The sequence below is a fragment of the Micromonospora sp. CPCC 206171 genome, assembly GCF_036906755.1.
Classification (GTDB): Bacteria; Actinomycetota; Actinomycetes; order Mycobacteriales; family Micromonosporaceae; genus Micromonospora; species Micromonospora purpureochromogenes.
In genome coordinates, this window is record NZ_JBAKHT010000001.1 from 419,525 (window position 1) to 436,148 (window position 16,624).

The window sequence follows — 16,624 nt, forward strand, 5'->3', positions numbered from 1 at the left end:
GGGCTGGTACGCGGGTGCGGGCGGCGGGCTACCCTAGCGGTGGCCGGCCGCTGTACACCGGCCGGGTAGTGCCCGCCGTAACACCGACAAACGGGATGTTCGCGTGTTTGACACCTTGAGTGACCGCCTGTCCGGGATCTTCACCAAGCTCCGCGGCAAGGGTCGGCTCACCGACGCCGACATCGACGCCACCGCGCGCGAGATCCGCATGGCGTTGCTGGAGGCGGACGTCGCGCTGCCCGTGGTCAAGGGCTTCATCGCCAACCTCAAGGAGCGGGCCCGCGGCGCGGAGGTCTCCGAGGCGCTCAACCCGGCGCAGCAGATCGTCAAGATCGTCAACGAGGAGCTGATCAACGTCCTCGGCGGCGAGGGGCGGCGGCTCCAGTTCGCCAAGCAGCCGCCGACCGTGATCATGCTGGCCGGCCTCCAGGGTTCCGGTAAGACCACCCTCGCCGGCAAGCTGGCCCGCTGGCTCAAGGCCCAGGGTCACCAGCCGCTGCTGGTCGCCGCCGACCTCCAGCGCCCCAACGCCGTCGGGCAGCTCCAGGTGCTCGGTGGCCGCGCCGGCGTCGAGGTGTACGCCCCGGAGCCCGGCAACGGCACCGGCGACCCGGTGCAGGTCGCGCGCGCCTCGATCGAGCACGCCCGGCGGGCCGCCCGGGACATCGTCATCGTCGACACCGCCGGCCGCCTCGGCATCGACGCCGAGATGATGCAGCAGGCCGCCGACATCCGCGACGCGGTCGACCCGGACGAGGTCATCTTCGTCATCGACGCGATGGTCGGTCAGGACGCGGTCCGCACCGCCGAGGCGTTCCGCGACGGCGTCGGGATCACCGGCGTGGTGCTGTCGAAGCTCGACGGCGACGCCCGCGGTGGCGCGGCCCTCTCCGTCCGGGAGGTCACCGGACAGCCGATCCTCTTCGCCTCCACCGGCGAGAAGCTGGAGGACTTCGACGTCTTCCACCCCGACCGGATGGCCAGCCGGATCCTCGGCATGGGCGACGTCCTCACTCTGATCGAGCAGGCCGAGCAGGCCTTCGACACCGATCAGAAGGAGAAGATGACCGCCAAGCTGATGGGCGGCGAGCAGTTCACCCTGGAGGACTTCCTCGACCAGCTCATCGCGGTCCGCCGGATGGGCCCGATCGCCAACGTGCTGGCCATGATGCCCGGCATGGGGCAGATGAAGGACCAGCTCGCCGAGCTGGACGACAAGCACTTCGACCGGGTCACCGCGATCATCCGGTCGATGACCCCGGGCGAGCGCACCAACCCGAAGATCATCAACGGCTCCCGCCGGGCCCGCATCGCGACCGGCTCGGGCGTCACCGTGATGGACGTCAATCAGCTGCTCAACCGCTTCGCCGACGCGCAGAAGATGATGAAGCAGATGGGCGGCATGATGGGCCTGCCCGGCGCGGGCCGGCGCAAGGCGACCAAGTCGCCGAAGAACAAGCGCAAGGGCACCAAGGGCGGCGGTCGGCCGCGTACCGGGGCGGGCGCCGGGCTGCCGGGCGGGTTCCCGGGCGGCATGCCGCAGCTCCCGCCGGGGCTGGACCCGGGCGACCTGGCCGGCGGCCAGGGCCTGCCCCCGGGCTTCAAGCTCCCGAAGATCGACTTCAACAAGCTCGGCAAGGGCGACAACCGCCCGCGCTGACGCGTGTCGGTGGCGGTGGGCGACGTGGCCAGCACTTGGGGTTACGTCGCCCCCTGGGAGGAGGAGTCATGACCGTGGCGCCAATCCTGCCCGAGCGATCGGAGTGGACGGTCGACGACCTCGGCGACCTGCCGAAGGACCTTCCGTATGAGTTGATCAACGGAAGGTTGATCTTGCCGCCCCCCACCGCACTCCATCAGGACCTCTGTGTCGAGATCCTGCTCGCACTCCGAATCAACTGCCCGCCCGAGTACCTGGTCAGCATCGACCTGTCCATGCGGGTCGACCGGCGCAACGAGCCCCGGCCGGACGTGGTCGCGATCCGCCGGGAGCACGCCGACCGCAGCCCCGTGCCGGTGGAGGACGCCCTGCTCGCCGTCGAGATGATCTCCCCGACCTCGGTCTTCCGCGACCTGTACGACAAGGCGCGGGTCTACGCCCACGCCGGTGTGCAGACGTACTGGGTGGTCGACCCGCTGCGCGAGCGGATGACGCTGACCCAGTTCGTCCTCGGCCCCAAGGGCGAGTACGAGGCGGTCGCGCACACCGACGACGTCTTCGTCACCGAGCGCCCCTGGAAGGTTTCGGTGGACCTCCCGGCGCTGACCGCCCGGCGCGCGGCGCTCCTGGCGGGCCAGGGGGAGTGACCCCGACCGACCCACCTCCGCCGGGTGGCGGTCGGTACCGCCACCCGGTTCCGGGTCACCGGTCCCGCGACCGCTTCGGTGGACGCTGACCCAGCAGGCTCTCCCGCCGCGCCTCCTTGTGCTCGGCGCGGCGCCGCTGCCGCGGCGTCAGCTGCGGCCGGCCACTCTGCCGCAGGTAGTTGGGCACCCGTCGATCGTTCGGAATCGGCATGCTCATCGCGCGACCTCCTCGTCGGCGTGGACGGCCAGGGGGATGTCCCGCAGCGCGGGCACCTCCTGCCGTTGCGGCTCCCGGGTCAGGGTCGCCGTGAGCCGCTCCGAGCTGACCTCCAGGTACGGCGGCGCGTCGCCCTCGGCGTACTCGGCCACGGCGATGGCGACCGGCGCGCGGCACTGCCGGTCCGGGCGCACCTGGATGGTCTGCCCCGGCTGGACCAGGTACGAGGACCGGTTGACCTTGCCGCCGTCGACGGTGAAGGTGTTGTGGGCGACGAGATCCCGCGCCGCGTCGACCGAGGGCGCGAAACCGGCCCGGTGCACCAGCGCGTCGATCCGCTGTTCCAACTGCCCGACCAGGTTCTCCGTCGCGTCGCCCGGCTGCCGGCCGGCCGTCACCACCGCGCGGGCCAACTGCCGCATGCGCAGCTCGTACGCCGCCCGGACCTGCCGCTGGTCGGCGTCGCTCAGGTGGAACCCGCGCGGGGCGCGCCGCGGCCCGCCGCGGACGCCGACCGGGTGCCGCTGGCGGCGCAACGAGTAGCCGTACGCCGGGTGCAGCGGGACCTCGTCCGTGGGCGAGGGACGTACCGTCGTCCGGACAGCCATCTTTCCTCCCTGACCTCTCGGGGTCCGACCACCGTCCACCGGCACCGGGTGAGGCCGCCCCACCCCATCCGGGTGAGCCTGCCGGGGTGACCGCCAGGGCGGCTCCGGCCCGGCGCGGCACGGCGGGGGGTGATCGGGTAGGACTGTGCACATGGCTCTGCATGTGCGCGGTGTGCTCCTGCCGGACGACGAGGTCCGGGATCTCTGGCTGGTCGGCGACCGGGTCACCTTCGAACCGGTGCCCGGCGCCGAGACCGTGGTGGACGGCGGGTACGTACTGCCCGGGTTGGTCGACGCGCACTGCCACATCGGCATCGCCCGGGGCGGTTCCCCGATCACCTCGCTCGACCAGGCCCGGGAGCTGGCCCGGATCGACCGGGACGCCGGGGTGCTGGCCATCCGGGACGCCGGCTCGCCGTACCCGTACCCGGAACTCGACGACGAGCCGGACCTGCCGCGCCTGGCCCGCGCCGGGCGGCACGTCGCCCCGCCGAAGCGCTACCTGCGCGACATCGGCGTGGAGGTCGGCGCGGCCGAGGTGGCCGCGACGGTGGCGGCCCAGGCCGCCGCCGGCAACGGCTGGGTCAAGCTGGTCGGCGACTGGATCGACCGGGGCGTCGGCGACCTGGCGCCGTCCTGGGACGCCGACACGATGACCGCGGCCGTCGTGGCCGCGCACGCCGCCGGGGCCCGGGCCGCCGTGCACACCTTCTCCGAGTCGGCCGTGGAGATCATGGTGCGCGCCGGGGTGGACTCGGTGGAGCACGGCACCGGCCTGAGCCTCGACCTGATCGACCTGATGGCCCGGCAGGGCACCGCGCTGATCCCCACGATGATCAACATTCGGACCTTCGGCGGCATCGCCGACCAGGCCCGGGCCAGGTTCCCCGGGTACGCCGACCACATGCTCACCCTGCGCGACCGCTTCCCCGAGGTGGTCCGGGCCGCGTACGAGGCCGGCGTGCCGATCTACGTCGGCACCGACGCGGGCGGCGGCATCGACCACGGGCTGGCCGCCGAGGAGATGCTGCTCCTGCACGAGCAGGCCGGCATGTCCGCCACGGACGTCCTCGCCGCCGCCTCCTGGGGCGCCCGCGCCTGGCTCGGCTTCCCCGGCCTGGTCGAGGGCGGCCTCGCCGACCTCACCGTCTACCCCGAGGACCCCCGCCGCGACCTCCGCGTGGTCCGCACCCCCTCCCGCACCATCCTCCGCGGCCACACCCTCCCCTAACCCGCCCCGCCGCGCGCGCCCCCAACCCGCCCCCGGCGTGCACTTTCAGGGAAAGCGTGGCTATTCCGGGCTGCTTGGCCACTCATTCCGTGAAAGTGCACGCCGATCTCGGGGTGGGGTGGGGGAGGGCCGAACCCGGGGTCAGGGGGTTGCTGCGGTGAGGAAGAGGTGGAGGGCGAGGTCGGCCAGGGAGGACGCGGTCTGGTCGATGGGGGCGCGGGGCAGGACGATGTGGCTGACCACGAGGCGGACGACGGTGTCGGCGGCGAAGGCCAGGGCGGCCGGATCAGCGGCGGGCAGGTGGTCGCCCGCCCAGTCCAGCAGGGCGCCGGAGGCCTCGGTGAGCACCAGTTCGGCGCGGGTGGTCAGGTACGGCAGCAGCGCGTCGGAGCCGCCCCGGGCGCTGGTCAGGATCGCCTTGATCAGCGGGTTGCCGGCCGCCTCGGTCAGCGTGTGCCAGATCGCCGCGTACGCGCCGGCCCGCACGTCGGCGCCGTGCTCGCGCAGGGCCGCGCGGACGTCGGCGACGAACCGGTCCACCTCCCGCCGGGCGAGCGCCTCGGCCAGCCCCGCCTTGCTGCCGAACTCGTTGTAGACGGTCTGCCGGCTCACCCCGGCCGCGGCCGCCACCCCACCCATCCGTACCCCGTCCCAGCCGGACGCGACGGTCTGCGCGCGAGCGGCGTCGACGATCGTGTCGCGCAGCCGCTGCCGGGCGGAATCCCTCAGCTCAACCATGGTGGTCGAAGTCTACGATCGCGATCCGGCCCGACCTCCGCCCGGCAGGCCCCGCGCCCGCACCACCGGCCCGGGCACGGGGACGCCGGGCCGCGCGGCGACGCGGACGCGGCGCGCCGCCTCCCGGGCGCAGCGGCGGGGCGGACGCCGCCTAGGATGTGCGGTCATGGCACGCGTGCTCACTCCCCGTGCGGAGGACTTTCCCCGCTGGTACCAGGACCTGATCGCCAAGGCGAAGCTGGCCGACAACGGCCCGGTCCGCGGCACCATGGTCATCCGACCGGCCGGCTACGCCATCTGGGAGCGGATGCAGGCCGAGATGGACGCCCGGATCAAGGCGGCCGGCGCGGAGAACGCGTACTTCCCGCTCTTCATCCCGGAGAGCTACCTCAAGCGCGAGGCCGAGCACGTCGAGGGCTTCTCGCCGGAGCTCGCCGTGGTCACCCACGGCGGCGGCAAGCAGCTCGCCGAGCCGGTGGTGGTGCGCCCCACCAGCGAGACGGTGATCGGCGAGTTCATGGCCAAGTGGATCGACTCGTACCGGGACCTGCCGCTGCTGCTCAACCAGTGGGCGAACGTGGTCCGCTGGGAGCTGCGCCCCCGGATCTTCCTGCGGACCAGCGAGTTCCTCTGGCAGGAGGGGCACACCGCGCACGCCACCCGCGAGGATGCCCGCGCCTACGCGCGGCGGATCCTGCACGAGGCGTACGAGGACCTGATGGTCAACGTGCTCGGCATCCCGGTGGTGGTCGGTCTGAAGACCGCCCGGGAGCGCTTCGCCGGCGCGACCGCCACGTACACCTGCGAAGGCATGATGGGCGACGGCAAGGCTCTCCAGCTCGGCACCAGCCACGAGCTGGGGCAGAACTTCGCCAAGGCCTTCGACATCAGCTACTCCTCCGCCGAGGGCGGCCGGGAGCACGCCTGGACGACCTCCTGGGGCACCTCGACCCGGATGCTCGGCGGCCTGATCATGGCCCACGGCGACGACAACGGCCTGCGGGTGCCGCCGAAGCTGGCGCCGATCCAGGCGTACGTGATGATCGTCAAGGACGGCGAGGGCGTCGCCGAGGCGGCGGCCAAGCTCCGCGACGGCCTGCGGGACGCCGGCGTCCGGGTCGCGCTCGACGACCGCACCGACACCGCGTTCGGCCGCCGGGCCGTCGACGCCGAGCTGCGCGGCTATCCGGTACGCGTCGAGGTCGGCCCCCGCGACCTGGCCGCCGGCAACGCGGTCGTGGTCCGGCGTACGGACGGCTCGAAGGCCCCCACCCCGGTGGCGGACGTGGTCGGCGCGGTGCTGGCCGCCCTGGAGGCCGACCAGCGGGTGCTGCACGACCAGGCGCTCGCGCACCGCGAGTCCCGCACCGTCGAGGTGTCGACGCTGGCCGAGGCGATCGAGGCGGCGGCCACCGGCTGGGCCAAGGTGCCGTGGTCGGCGGTCGGGGTGGCGGGTGAGGCCGAGGCGAACGGTCAGGGCGTCACCGTGCGCTGCCTGCTCCGCGCCGACGGCTCGGTGCCCGACTCGGAGGACGAGTCGGACCTGGTCGCCATCCTCGCCCGCGCCTACTGAGGTGCGCCCCGGCGGTCCCGCCGACCGGTTCGCGCCGGGTCGTCTGATCATGCACCGCAACGTGCGGCAGGGCCGGATCGGTTGGGTCCGGCCGGGCCGGGTGGTCAGCGACGACGAGCGTGGACTGCTGATCTGGATCGCCCGGGACACCCCGGTCGCCCACGAGGTCACCGAGGCCGGCCTGGGGATGCGGGCGATGCCCTTCGCCGAGTGGATCTCCTCGTCGTACCGGCTGGCGCACGGCCGCTGGAGCGGCCCGCCGCTGCTGAAGTTCCTGCCCACCGGGGCGGCCCACTCGGTCTGGTGGTTCTCCGACGCGCGGGGCCGGTTCGCCCACTGGTACGTCAACCTGGAGGAGCCGGGCGTTCGCTGGGACGACGGCCAGGTCGCCGGGGTCGACGTGGTCGACCAGGACCTCGACGTGGTGGTGTACCCGGACCACAGTTGGCGGTGGAAGGACGAGGAGGAGTTCGCCGAGCGGCTCGCCTTCGGAGACGACTACTGGGTGGCCGACGAGGCGGCGGTACGGGCCGAGGGGGAGCGGGTGATCGCCCGGGCCGAGGCGGGGGTGTTCCCGTTCGACGGCACCTGGTGCGACTTCGTCCCGCCGCCGGACTGGGACGTACCCGACGAACTGCCGCCCGGCTGGGACCGTCCGCCGGTCCGCTGACCGTGTTCCGCGTCACCATCACGCCGCGTCGGGTGACCTGTCCGGGTCCGGTGTGAGAGATCCGCGCCGGATCTGGCAGAATGGGTCGCTGGTATCCGGCGCACGTCCGGCGCCCTCTAACCCGGGCGTGTCGCCAGTCCACCGAGCTGTCTCCGGCCCAACCCCACTGTGCCGGTCGGCGCTCACCCGTGCACCGCCCGTACCGGGCCGGTGAGATCGCAACAGGAGCGAAACAACTGTGGCCGTAAAGATCCGGCTCCTGCGGATGGGCAAGATCCGCAACCCGCAGTACCGCATCGTCATCGCCGACTCGCGCACCAAGCGCGACGGTCGTGCGATCGAGTTCGTCGGCGTGTACCAGCCGAAGGAAGACCCTTCGGTGATCGAGGTCAAGTCGGACCGGGTCCAGTACTGGCTCTCCGTCGGCGCGCAGCCGAGCGAGGCGGTGCAGCGTCTGCTGGAGCTGACCGGTGACTGGCAGAAGTTCAAGGGCCTGCCGGCCCCGCCGCCGCTGAAGGTCGCCCCCGAGCGCGCCGACCGCAAGGCGGCGTACGAGGCCGAGGCGAAGGCCGCCGCCGGCCTGGCTCCGGAGACCCCGGCCAAGCCGGCCAAGAAGGCCGCCAAGGCCGAGGCCCCGAAGGCCGAGGCTCCGGCCGAGGCGCCGAAGACCGAGGCTCCGGCCGAGGCCCCGGCCGCTGCTGCCGACGCCGGTGAGCAGGCCTGACATGCCGCTGCGTCCCGCGCTGGAGCACCTGGTCAAGGGCATCGTGGACCACCCGGACGACGTGCGCGTCCGGATGGTCGATTCCCGTCGGGGCAAGCGGCTCGAGGTCCGCGTGCACCCCGAGGACCTCGGCACCGTGATCGGGCGGTCCGGCCGGACCGCCAAGGCACTGCGCCAGGTGATCGGCTCCATCGGTGGACGCGGAGTACGCGTCGACATCGTCGACTCGTACTGATGCTGCTCATCGTCGGCAGGATCGGCAAACCGCACGGCATCCGCGGTGAGGTCACCGTGGAGGTGCGGACCGACGAGCCCGAAGCGCGTTTCGCCCCCGGCACGGTCCTTCGGACCGAGCCGGGGGCGACCGCCCCGGCCAACCCCGCCCCCGGCCCCGGAGTGCCCTTCACGGTCCCCGCCGAGCTGACCATCGAGGCGGCCCGTTGGCACCAGGGCCGGATGCTGGTCGCCTTCGAGGGCATCCTCGACCGCGAGGTCGCCGAGGCGCTGCGCGGCACCCTGCTCGGCGTGGACAGCGCCGACGTCGCGCCGCCGGAGGACCCCGAGGAGTTCCACGACCACCAGCTGGTCGGTCTCGCCGCGGTCACCCCGGCCGGCGAGCACCTGGGCGAGGTGGCCCGGATCGACCACGCCCCCGCCTCGGACCTGCTGGTCCTGCGCCGTCCCGAGGGGCGTACCGCGCTGATCCCCTTCGTCAAGGCGATCGTCCCCGAGATCGATCTCGCCGGCGGGCGCGTCGTGGTCGACCCGCCGGCCGGTCTGCTCGACCTCTGAGACCGGAGCCACCCCCATGCGCGTCGACGTCGTGTCGATCTTCCCGGAGTACTTCGCCCCGCTGGACCTGTCGCTGATCGGCCGGGCCCGGGAGAACGGGACGCTGCGGCTGGCCGTACACGATCTGCGGAGCTGGACCCACGACGTGCACCGCACGGTCGACGACACGCCCTACGGCGGCGGGCCGGGCATGGTCATGCGGCCGGAGCCCTGGGGTGAGGCGCTCGACGCCCTCGCCCCCGACGAGCTCAGCCCCGACGGGCACACCCTGCCCCGACTCCTGGTGCCCTCGCCGGCCGGCGTCCCGTTCACCCAGGCCATGGCCCACGAGCTGGCCGCCGAGTCGCACCTGCTCTTCGCCTGCGGCCGGTACGAGGGCATCGACCAGCGGGTGCTGGAGCACGCCGCGACCCGGATGCGGGTCACCGAGGTCTCCCTCGGCGACTACGTGCTCTTCGGCGGCGAGGTGGCGGTGCTCGTGATCCTGGAGGCGGTCACCCGGCTGCTGCCCGGGGTGCTCGGCAACGCCGGCTCGCTGGACGAGGAGTCGCACGCGCACGGGCTGCTGGAGGCCCCGATGTACACCAAGCCGGCGACCTGGCGCGGGCACGAGGTGCCGGAGGTGCTCCGCTCCGGCGACCACGGGCGGATCGCCCGGTGGCGGCGCGACGAGGCGCTGGCCCGCACCGCCGTCCGGCGGCCCGACATGATCGCCGCGCTGCCGCCGGAGAGCCTGGACAAACGGGACGTCGCCGCGTTGGACCGGGCCGGATTTCAGCTGCCGCCGGGGGATGTGGCAAAGTAGGGGGGTTGCCGCATCCACCCGCGCCCGCGGGCGGCTGCGAGGATCCTCGACCGGGGTCGGCCCGCCGACCACCACCCGGGGATCAGAATCACCCATCCGCGCACCGAGTGACGGTGCGCCGTGAGCCTCACGAGGACGCAGCGATGAACATCCTGGACGCCCTTGACGCCCAGTCGAAGCGGACCGACCTCCCCGATTTCCGTGCCGGTGACACCGTCAAGGTGCACGCGCGGGTCGTCGAGGGCAACCGGTCCCGTGTCCAGATCTTCCAGGGCGTCGTCATCCGCCGCCAGGGTGACGGTCTGCGCGAGACCTTCTCGGTCCGCAAGGTCAGCTTCGGCGTCGGCGTGGAGCGGACGTACCCGCTCAACGGCCCGGGCATCGACCGGATCGAGGTCGTGACCCGCGGTGCCGTGCGTCGCGCCAAGCTCTACTACCTGCGCGAGCTGCGCGGCAAGAAGGCCAAGATCAAGGAGAAGCGGGAGAAGCAGCCCAGCTGACTTCCCGCTCGCCACGCCGCCTGAGCTGCGCGGGTGTCGTATCGACCAGATCGCATTACCCTGGTCGTACGGGCGCAGCGGGGCAGCGACGCCGCGACGCTGGTCACGGCGTGCGAATGTCCACTACCGCCCGTGGGGCCTCGACGAGGCTCCCGGGCGGTAGTGTCGTTTCTGCGGACCGGGGAGTGGCGTGGTGCAGGTGCTTGACGAGGACGGCACAGTCGATCCGTGGCGCCGGCGGACCCGGCGCACCCGCCGGCAGATGCCGCTCTGGCAGGAGCTCCCGCTGCTGCTGGTCGTCGCCTTCTGCCTGGCCGTGCTGATCCGCACCTTCCTGCTCCAGGCCTTCTTCATCCCCTCCGGCTCGATGGAGGACACCCTCCTCATCGGCGACCGGGTGCTGGTCAACAAGGTCGTCTACGACGTGCGCGACCCGGTGCGAGGCGAGGTCGTGGTCTTCCGCGGCACCGACCGGTGGGTCGCGCAGGAGGTCCAGGAGCCCGAGCCCGGCTTCGCCGGCAAGGTCGGGCGGACGTTCGGCGACCTGGTCGGGGTCAGCCGCCCTGGCGAGAAGGACTTCATCAAGCGGGTCATCGGCGTACCCGGCGACCGGGTCAAGTGCTGTGACGACCAGGGGCGCGTGCTGGTCAACGGCACCCCTCTGGACGAGCCGTACGTGATCCGCAATTCGCCGCTGGACGTACCGCCCAACGCCCGCGAGTGCCGGTCCCGGCGCTTCGAGGAGGTGGTCGTCCCGCCCGGCCAGATCTTCGTGATGGGCGACCACCGACTGGTCTCGCAGGACGCCCGCTGCCAGGGTCCGGTGCCGATCGACAACGTGGTCGGTAGGGCGTTCATGGTGGTCTGGCCGTCCCAGCGGTGGACCTCGCTGCCGGTGCCGGAGACCTTCGACGGGCTCTCCCGGCCGGCCGCCGCGCCGGCCGCCCCGCCGCCGGCCGAACCGGCCCCGGTGGGTGGTGTCGCTCTCGTCCTCCCGGCGGTGACCCTGATGTCCGTTGTCGCGCGTTCCGGACGATCGGCCCGCACCCGGGGACGTAGGCTCCACCCGTGATTGACGAGCAGACCGACAAGCCCCGCAGTTCCTTCTGGAAGGAACTGCCCATCCTCCTGGGCGTGGCAATCCTGGTGGCGGTGCTGGTCCGCTACTTCGTGTTGCAGACCTTCTTCATCCCGTCCCCGTCGATGGAGAACACCCTTCAGATCGACGATCGGGTGCTGGTCAACAAGTTGGTCTACGACTTCCGGTCACCGCACCGCGGCGAGGTCGTCGTCTTCAAGGCGCCGACCGAGTGGAGCGGCAACCCCGACGGCGAGGACTTCATCAAGCGGGTGATCGGCGTCGGCGGCGACCACGTGGTCTGCTGCGACGACGACAAGCTGGTGATCAACGGCAAGCCGCTCTACGAGCCGTACATCTTCTCGGCCAACGGCGAGCGGGACAAGCCGGCCGACCAGGAGTTCGACATCACCGTGCCGCAGGGGCGGCTCTGGGTGATGGGCGACCACCGCTCCGCCTCCGGCGACTCCCTGGAGCACTGGCAGCAGTCCGGTCGGAACATCGACAGCGCCACCATTCCCGAGGACCAGGTCGTCGGGCGGGCCTTCACCGTGTTCTGGCCGGTGGACCGGGCGACCTGGCTCACCGTACCCGAGCAGTTCGACGCCGTCCCCAACCCGTAGCGAACCCGCGGCCCGCCCCCCGGGCGTGGCAGTTCGTCACCGGCGTCTGGCAGGCTGGGGCGGTGACCGTCTACACCCCTCGCCGTGCGGCCCGGGTGCTGCTCGTCGACGCGGGCGGCCGGGTGCTGCTCTTCAGCGGCTGGGACCCGTCCCGTCCCGAGCACCGGTACTGGTTCACTCCCGGGGGCGGGCTCGACCCGGGGGAGACGCCCGGCCAGGCCGCCGCCCGGGAGTTGGCCGAGGAGACCGGGCTGCGGCTGGACCCGGGCGAGCTGGGCGCGCCGGTCTGGTCGGAGACCGTCGAGTTCCCCTTCGACGGCGTCTGGTACCGGCAGGAGCAGGAGTTCTTCCTGGTCCGGGTGCCGGGCTGGGAGGTGGACACCACGGGCTTCACCGACATCGAGCGGGCCAGCGTCTCGGGGCACCGCTGGTGGTCGGTCGACGAACTCACCGCGACCGGCGACCGCTACTACCCGGAGGACCTGCCCGCCGTGCTGACCCGGGCCCTGACCGACCCGAGCGGGGGCGCGCCGTGCTGACGCCCCCGCGCACCGTGGTGCGCCGCGAAGGTGGGCTCTACGCCCTGGAACGGGCCCTGCAGCGGCGCGGCTTCCGGCACGTCGCCGGCGCCGACGAGGCCGGTCGGGGCGCCTGCGCCGGGCCGCTGGTCGCCGCCGCCGCGGTGCTGCCCGAGGGGCGGCGCGGTGAGATCGACGGGCTGGCCGACTCCAAGCTGCTCACCCCGGCCAGCCGGGAGCGGGTGTACGAGGAGGTCGTCGCCCGCGCCCTGGCGTACGCGGTGGTGATCATCCCGGCCGAGGAGGTCGACGCCCGGGGCCTGCACGTGTGCAACGTCGCGGCGATGCGCCGGGCGCTGGCGTCGCTGACCACCCGGCCGGAGTACGTGCTGACCGACGGCTTCGGCGTGGACGGGCTGGACGTGCCGGGGCTGGCGGTGTGGAAGGGCGACCGGGTGGCAGCCTGCGTGGCGGCGGCCAGCGTGCTGGCCAAGGTCACCCGGGACCGGCTCATGGTCGAGCTGGACGGGCAGTACCCGGGCTACGGCTTCGCCGAGCACAAGGGGTACATCACGCCGGAGCACAGCGAGGCGTTGCGCGAGCGCGGTCCGTGCGTGGAGCACCGGTTCTCGTACGTCAACGTGGCCGCCGTGTCCGGCCGCGCCGGCCGTCCGCCGCGGTCCCGACGCCCCGCCGTCGGGCCCGCGCCCGAGCCGATGGAGCGCTTCGACGCGTCAGGGGGTACCGTCGGCGTGGCGTTGGGCGAGCAGCCTCGGCCTCCGGCGCCGGTGGGGGAAGATGTGGTCATGGAAGGCGGAGTGCGATGAGCGCGGAAGATCTCGAGAAGTACGAGACCGAGATGGAGCTGCAGCTCTACCGGGAGTACCGCGACATTGTCCGCCAGTTCTCCTACGTGGTGGAGACGGAGCGCCGCTTCTACCTCGCCAACCAGGTCGACCTGCACGTGCGCAACTCCGACGGTGAGGTCTACTTCGAGGTCGAGATGCACGACGCCTGGGTGTGGGACATGTACCGCCCTGCCCGGTTCGTGAAGAACGTCCGAGTGATGACCTTCAAGGACGTCAACGTCGAGGAACTGGAGAAGCCCGACATCTCCCTCCCCGCCGACTCCGGCTTCGGCGGCTGACGCACCACTCCTCCCACCGGCATCCCCCACCCGCCGGCCCGCGCGACCTCTTCCCCGACCTGCCGCCTGCCTCCGGGCGCGGGCATTCCGGCCTGGCGGCCGGATTCCGCCCGCCACGCCTGCCCGCATCGCCCACGGCACTCTTGTGCGCGGCGGTCGCCGGGCGCCGCCTCCCTCGTCAGTCCGGGAGGACCGCGACCTCGACCCGTTGGACCAGGTTGTTGGCGAACCCGCCCCGGTTCCACGGCTGCTCGACCGGCTGGGTCCGTCCCGACGCGTCGGTGGCCCGGGCGCCGAGGACGTACCGGCCCGGTTGCGGCGACCACTCGTACCGCCAGCGCCGCCAGGACCAGTCCCCGCCGCGCGGCGCGTCCACGGTGGCCGCTGCCCAGGTCGCCCCGCCGTCGGTGGTCACCTCCACCGAGGTGACCGGCGCGTGCCCGGACCAGGCCCGACCGTCCACCGTGCACCGCCCGGGACGCAGCACCCGGGTACGGGTCATGAAGTCCGGGAACCCCGGCGGGCGGACCAGGGCACGCGGCTCGATCCGGGTCACCGGCTCGCCCGGGTCGTCGGCGTCCCGGCGCAGCCGGTAGGCCACCGCGTTCTGTTGACGATCTCTCCGCCCTAAAGCTAAAGGACGGAGATTCCCTCCACGCTGCGCGTGGAACACGCGGCGTCCGGGTGGATTACCGCTTCGCCGCGCGGTGCCACCATCGCTGGTGGTCTGATCCGCGCTCCACGGTCGTTTAGGCTCTCGGCGCGTCCCGCCGCGAGCACGTTGATGGCCGCGTTGACGTCCCGATCGCGGGTGCTGCCGCACGGACACTTCCACGTTCGGACGTCGAGCGCCATCTTGTCGTTGATCCGCCCGCAGTCCGAGCACATCCGGGTGGACGGGAAGAACCGGTTCACTCGACCGAAGGTGCGCCCGTACCGGACGGCCTTGTACTCCAACATGCCGGTGAAGCTGGCCCACCCCGCGTCGTGCACGGACTTGGCGAGCCGGGTCCGGCCGAGACCGACGACGCACAGGTCCTCGACGAACACCGCTTGGTTGTCACGGATGATCCGTGTCGAGAGCTTGTGCTGCCAGTCTCGCCGGGTGTCGGCCACTCGCGCATGAGCGCGGGCGACCTTCACGACGGCCTTCTTGCGGTTCTGACTGCCACGCTGTTTGCGGGACAGGTCTTGCTGCAACCGCTTGAGCTTGCGTGCAGCGCGGCGCAGGAACTTCGGGGCGGCCACCTTCGTACCGTCCGAGAGGACCGCGAAGTGGGTCAGGCCCAAGTCGATGCCGATCTCGGAGTCCGCGACCGGAAGCGGTTCGTCGGTGCTCTGCACGACGAACGAGGCGAAGTACCTCCCGGCCGCGTCCCGGATCACCGTCACCGACGACGGGTCCGATGGGAGGTTGCGTGACCAGCGCACCTCGACGTCGCCGATCTTCGGCAGCCGCAGCCGGCCGTTGTCCAGGACCTTGAACCGGGCGTTCTTGGTGAACCGGATCGCCTGCCGGTTGTCCTTACGCGAGCGGAACCGCGGCGGTGCCACCTTGCGGCCCTTGCGCTTGCCCGAGATCGAGGCGAAGAAGTTGCGGTACGCCACGTTCAGATCCGCGAGGGCCTGCTGCAACACGACCGAGGACACCTCGCCCAGCCACGCCCGTTGCGGGGTCAGCTTGGCCGCCGTGACCCGCTTGGACAGCTCGGCGTCCGACAGATACGGCAGACCCTCGAGCCGGGCTTGCTGCCGTGCCCGCAGCCCGTCGTTAAAAACTACCCGGGCGCACCCGAACGACCGGGCCAGCGCCTCGCGCTGACTGGCGTCCGGGTACACCCGGTAGTTGTAACGGAGCTGCACCCGTGCACTGTGCCATTGGCTTATGACAGAACTCGAAGGCATCGCACAGATAAGCACTGCGTGTTCGCTCTGCACGCTCACTTGGTCTTCGTGACGAAGTTCCGGCACAAGGTGTTCGGCGACGCGCACCTCGCCCGCATGGAAGAGATCATGCGGGCGGTGTGCGCCGACTTCGAGACCGAACTGGTCGAGTTCAACGGCGAGAACAACCACGTCCACCTGCTCGTCAACTTCCCACCCAAGGTCGCCCCGGCGAAACTGGTCAACAGCCTCAAGGGTCGTGTCCAGGCGGCGACTCCGGCAGGAGTTCCCCCGACTTACGGTGGCACCACTACCGGGCCAACAAGCTCTGGTCGGGCTCGTACTTCGCCGGCTCCGTCGGCGGCGCACCGCTGAGTGCCGTGCGTCAGTACATCGAACAGCAGAACCGCCCGGTCTAAGGCACCGCTCGGGCCTTGGCGGCCCTCCCAGCGCGGGCCTTCACCACCGCCCTGAAGGGCGGAGCACTGGCCCGCACCCCGGTAGCCGTCGAACTCCTCGGTCAGCACGGTGATGCCGCGCAGCCACCTCACGTGCGCCATGCCGTACCAGCCGGGCACGATCAGCCGCAGCGGCGCGCCGTGCTGCGGCAGCAGGGGAGCGCCGTTCATCTCGTACGCCAGCAGCACCTCCTCCCGCAGCGCGTCGGCGACCGGGAGGGCCCGCTGGTAGTCCTGCTCGACGCCACGCTCGACGCCGTGGTCGGCCCCGGTGAAGACCACGTCGACCGCCTCGGGAGCGATGCCGGCCTCGCGCAGCAGCGGCGCGAGCGGGGTGCCGGTCCACTCGGCGTTGCCGACCGCCTCCACCAGCCAGGGCCGGCAACGGCCGGGCGCGGGTGCAGCAGCGCCCGGCCGTTGCCGGCGCACTCCAGCGTCACCCGCCGGGTCACCCGGGGGCGCGAGCGCAGCTCGTCCAGCCCGAGGATGCGCGGCAGGCGTACCGCGCCGTCGACGGTCAGCGCGTGGCCGGCCGGATCGACGTCCGGGATGTCGTAGTGGATCAGCAGGTAGTGCAGGCCGGCGGGGGTGACGTCGTAGCGCAACGCCTCCAGCGGGATGCCGTGGTTGCGGGCGGCCAGTTGCAGCTCCTCGGCGCTGATCGCCTCGTCCGACCCGGCCACCCGGGAGGGGCGGCTCACATCGTCCACGCTGGTCACGGCGGCCGCCCGATTTCTGCCCTCGGCGCGCA

At 72.2% G+C, this 16,624-nt stretch carries 20 protein-coding genes and 2 pseudogenes; 16 read left to right on the forward strand and 6 right to left on the reverse strand.

The window, feature by feature from the left end; all coding sequences use genetic code 11:
* Positions 1 to 103: 103 nt before the first annotated feature.
* Both ffh and V6U89_RS01865 read left to right on the forward strand, forming a co-directional pair.
* Positions 104 to 1,660, forward strand: coding sequence for a signal recognition particle protein (gene ffh / locus V6U89_RS01860; protein ID WP_334568813.1), 1,557 nt, complete (start codon positions 104 to 106; stop codon positions 1,658 to 1,660).
* 68 nt (positions 1,661 to 1,728) lie between these two features.
* Positions 1,729 to 2,307, forward strand: coding sequence for a Uma2 family endonuclease (locus tag V6U89_RS01865; RefSeq protein ID WP_334568815.1), 579 nt, complete (start codon positions 1,729 to 1,731; stop codon positions 2,305 to 2,307).
* Positions 2,308 to 2,362: 55 nt separating this feature from the next.
* Here the strand turns inward: V6U89_RS01865 and V6U89_RS01870 are convergent, their stop codons facing one another.
* Complete coding sequence (locus V6U89_RS01870; protein WP_334568816.1) at positions 2,363 to 2,524, reverse strand: hypothetical protein; 162 nt, start codon at positions 2,522 to 2,524, stop codon at positions 2,363 to 2,365.
* A complete protein-coding gene (gene rpsD, locus V6U89_RS01875) occupies positions 2,521 to 3,132 on the reverse strand; it encodes a 30S ribosomal protein S4 (protein WP_334568817.1) in 612 nt (203 codons plus the stop codon). The genes V6U89_RS01870 and rpsD overlap by 4 nt, the downstream gene beginning before the upstream one ends.
* Positions 3,133 to 3,283: 151 nt before the next feature.
* Between rpsD and V6U89_RS01880 the strand changes: the two genes are divergently transcribed.
* Entirely contained in the window at positions 3,284 to 4,363 is a 1,080-nt protein-coding gene (locus V6U89_RS01880; RefSeq protein ID WP_334568818.1) for an amidohydrolase family protein, read from the forward strand.
* A gap of 141 nt (positions 4,364 to 4,504) precedes the next feature.
* Here the strand turns inward: V6U89_RS01880 and V6U89_RS01885 are convergent, their stop codons facing one another.
* Positions 4,505 to 5,101, reverse strand: coding sequence for a TetR/AcrR family transcriptional regulator (locus V6U89_RS01885; RefSeq protein WP_280838764.1), 597 nt, complete (start codon positions 5,099 to 5,101; stop codon positions 4,505 to 4,507).
* 166 nt (positions 5,102 to 5,267) lie between these two features.
* On the opposite strand from V6U89_RS01885, the gene proS reads away from it, so the two are divergent.
* The 12 genes from proS (at position 5,268) to V6U89_RS01945 (ending at position 13,531) form a co-directional block, all read left to right on the forward strand.
* The gene (proS, locus tag V6U89_RS01890; protein WP_334568819.1) at positions 5,268 to 6,674 is read left to right on the forward strand and encodes a proline--tRNA ligase; all 1,407 of its coding nucleotides are present in this window, start codon (positions 5,268 to 5,270) and stop codon (positions 6,672 to 6,674) included.
* A gap of 49 nt (positions 6,675 to 6,723) precedes the next feature.
* The gene (locus V6U89_RS01895; RefSeq protein WP_334568820.1) at positions 6,724 to 7,344 is read left to right on the forward strand and encodes a DUF402 domain-containing protein; all 621 of its coding nucleotides are present in this window, start codon (positions 6,724 to 6,726) and stop codon (positions 7,342 to 7,344) included.
* Positions 7,345 to 7,582: 238 nt separating this feature from the next.
* Positions 7,583 to 8,068 (forward strand): 30S ribosomal protein S16, encoded by a 486-nt coding sequence (gene rpsP / locus V6U89_RS01900; protein ID WP_238449756.1) that lies wholly within the window; start codon positions 7,583 to 7,585, stop codon positions 8,066 to 8,068.
* Positions 8,043 to 8,303, forward strand: coding sequence for an RNA-binding protein (locus V6U89_RS01905; RefSeq protein ID WP_172862164.1), 261 nt, complete (start codon positions 8,043 to 8,045; stop codon positions 8,301 to 8,303). Before rpsP ends, V6U89_RS01905 begins: the two co-directional genes overlap by 26 nt.
* Before the next feature lie 2 nt (positions 8,304 to 8,305).
* Positions 8,306 to 8,860 (forward strand): ribosome maturation factor RimM, encoded by a 555-nt coding sequence (gene rimM / locus V6U89_RS01910; RefSeq protein WP_334568981.1) that lies wholly within the window; start codon positions 8,306 to 8,308, stop codon positions 8,858 to 8,860.
* Positions 8,861 to 8,876: 16 nt separating this feature from the next.
* Positions 8,877 to 9,665, forward strand: a complete 789-nt coding sequence (gene trmD / locus V6U89_RS01915) for a tRNA (guanosine(37)-N1)-methyltransferase TrmD (protein WP_334568821.1) — start codon at positions 8,877 to 8,879, stop codon at positions 9,663 to 9,665.
* A 143-nt stretch (positions 9,666 to 9,808) separates the two neighbouring features.
* The gene (rplS, locus tag V6U89_RS01920; protein WP_088991045.1) at positions 9,809 to 10,165 is read left to right on the forward strand and encodes a 50S ribosomal protein L19; all 357 of its coding nucleotides are present in this window, start codon (positions 9,809 to 9,811) and stop codon (positions 10,163 to 10,165) included.
* Between the two features lie 190 nt (positions 10,166 to 10,355).
* Entirely contained in the window at positions 10,356 to 11,237 is an 882-nt protein-coding gene (lepB, locus tag V6U89_RS01925; protein ID WP_334568822.1) for a signal peptidase I, read from the forward strand.
* The gene (gene lepB, locus V6U89_RS01930) at positions 11,234 to 11,866 is read left to right on the forward strand and encodes a signal peptidase I (protein WP_334568823.1); all 633 of its coding nucleotides are present in this window, start codon (positions 11,234 to 11,236) and stop codon (positions 11,864 to 11,866) included. The genes lepB (V6U89_RS01925) and lepB (V6U89_RS01930) overlap by 4 nt, the downstream gene beginning before the upstream one ends.
* Positions 11,867 to 11,928: 62 nt before the next feature.
* Positions 11,929 to 12,405, forward strand: a complete 477-nt coding sequence (locus tag V6U89_RS01935; protein ID WP_334568824.1) for an NUDIX hydrolase — start codon at positions 11,929 to 11,931, stop codon at positions 12,403 to 12,405.
* Positions 12,399 to 13,211 carry a ribonuclease HII gene (locus V6U89_RS01940; RefSeq protein WP_334568825.1) on the forward strand — a complete coding sequence of 271 codons (813 nt, stop codon included), beginning with the start codon at positions 12,399 to 12,401 and terminating at the stop codon, positions 13,209 to 13,211. Before V6U89_RS01935 ends, V6U89_RS01940 begins: the two co-directional genes overlap by 7 nt.
* The gene (locus V6U89_RS01945; RefSeq protein ID WP_007075222.1) at positions 13,208 to 13,531 is read left to right on the forward strand and encodes a DUF2469 domain-containing protein; all 324 of its coding nucleotides are present in this window, start codon (positions 13,208 to 13,210) and stop codon (positions 13,529 to 13,531) included. The genes V6U89_RS01940 and V6U89_RS01945 overlap by 4 nt, the downstream gene beginning before the upstream one ends.
* 178 nt (positions 13,532 to 13,709) lie before the next feature.
* Here V6U89_RS01945 and V6U89_RS01950 read toward each other — a convergent pair whose 3' ends face one another.
* Entirely contained in the window at positions 13,710 to 14,132 is a 423-nt protein-coding gene (locus tag V6U89_RS01950; RefSeq protein ID WP_334568826.1) for a hypothetical protein, read from the reverse strand.
* Between the two features lie 32 nt (positions 14,133 to 14,164).
* Positions 14,165 to 15,436: an RNA-guided endonuclease InsQ/TnpB family protein gene (locus tag V6U89_RS01955; protein ID WP_334568827.1), complete on the reverse strand. Its 1,272-nt coding sequence runs from the start codon at positions 15,434 to 15,436 to the stop codon at positions 14,165 to 14,167.
* On the opposite strand from V6U89_RS01955, the pseudogene tnpA reads away from it, so the two are divergent.
* A pseudogene (gene tnpA / locus V6U89_RS01960) lies at positions 15,410 to 15,828 on the forward strand (IS200/IS605 family transposase); the annotation flags it as partial. The gene V6U89_RS01955 and the pseudogene tnpA overlap by 27 nt on opposite strands.
* On the opposite strand, the pseudogene V6U89_RS01965 reads toward tnpA, so the two are convergent.
* A pseudogene (locus tag V6U89_RS01965) lies at positions 15,712 to 16,592 on the reverse strand (molybdopterin-dependent oxidoreductase). The pseudogenes tnpA and V6U89_RS01965 overlap by 117 nt on opposite strands.
* Positions 16,593 to 16,624 lie beyond the last annotated feature (32 nt).

Excerpts from the sequence above, each read along its gene's own strand:
- V6U89_RS01865 (WP_334568815.1), top strand. The coding sequence starts at position 1,729 with ATGACCGTGGCGCCAATCCTGCCCGAGCGATCGGAGTGGACGGTCGAC.
- V6U89_RS01870 (WP_334568816.1), bottom strand. The coding sequence starts at position 2,524 with ATGAGCATGCCGATTCCGAACGATCGACGGGTGCCCAACTACCTGCGG.
- rpsD (WP_334568817.1), bottom strand. The coding sequence starts at position 3,132 with ATGGCTGTCCGGACGACGGTACGTCCCTCGCCCACGGACGAGGTCCCG.
- V6U89_RS01880 (WP_334568818.1), top strand. The coding sequence starts at position 3,284 with ATGGCTCTGCATGTGCGCGGTGTGCTCCTGCCGGACGACGAGGTCCGG.
- V6U89_RS01885 (WP_280838764.1), bottom strand. The coding sequence starts at position 5,101 with ATGGTTGAGCTGAGGGATTCCGCCCGGCAGCGGCTGCGCGACACGATC.
- proS (WP_334568819.1), top strand. The coding sequence starts at position 5,268 with ATGGCACGCGTGCTCACTCCCCGTGCGGAGGACTTTCCCCGCTGGTAC.
- V6U89_RS01895 (WP_334568820.1), top strand. The coding sequence starts at position 6,724 with ATGCACCGCAACGTGCGGCAGGGCCGGATCGGTTGGGTCCGGCCGGGC.
- trmD (WP_334568821.1), top strand. The coding sequence starts at position 8,877 with ATGCGCGTCGACGTCGTGTCGATCTTCCCGGAGTACTTCGCCCCGCTG.
- rplS (WP_088991045.1), top strand. The coding sequence starts at position 9,809 with ATGAACATCCTGGACGCCCTTGACGCCCAGTCGAAGCGGACCGACCTC.
- V6U89_RS01945 (WP_007075222.1), top strand. The coding sequence starts at position 13,208 with ATGAGCGCGGAAGATCTCGAGAAGTACGAGACCGAGATGGAGCTGCAG.
- V6U89_RS01955 (WP_334568827.1), bottom strand. The coding sequence starts at position 15,436 with ATGCCTTCGAGTTCTGTCATAAGCCAATGGCACAGTGCACGGGTGCAG.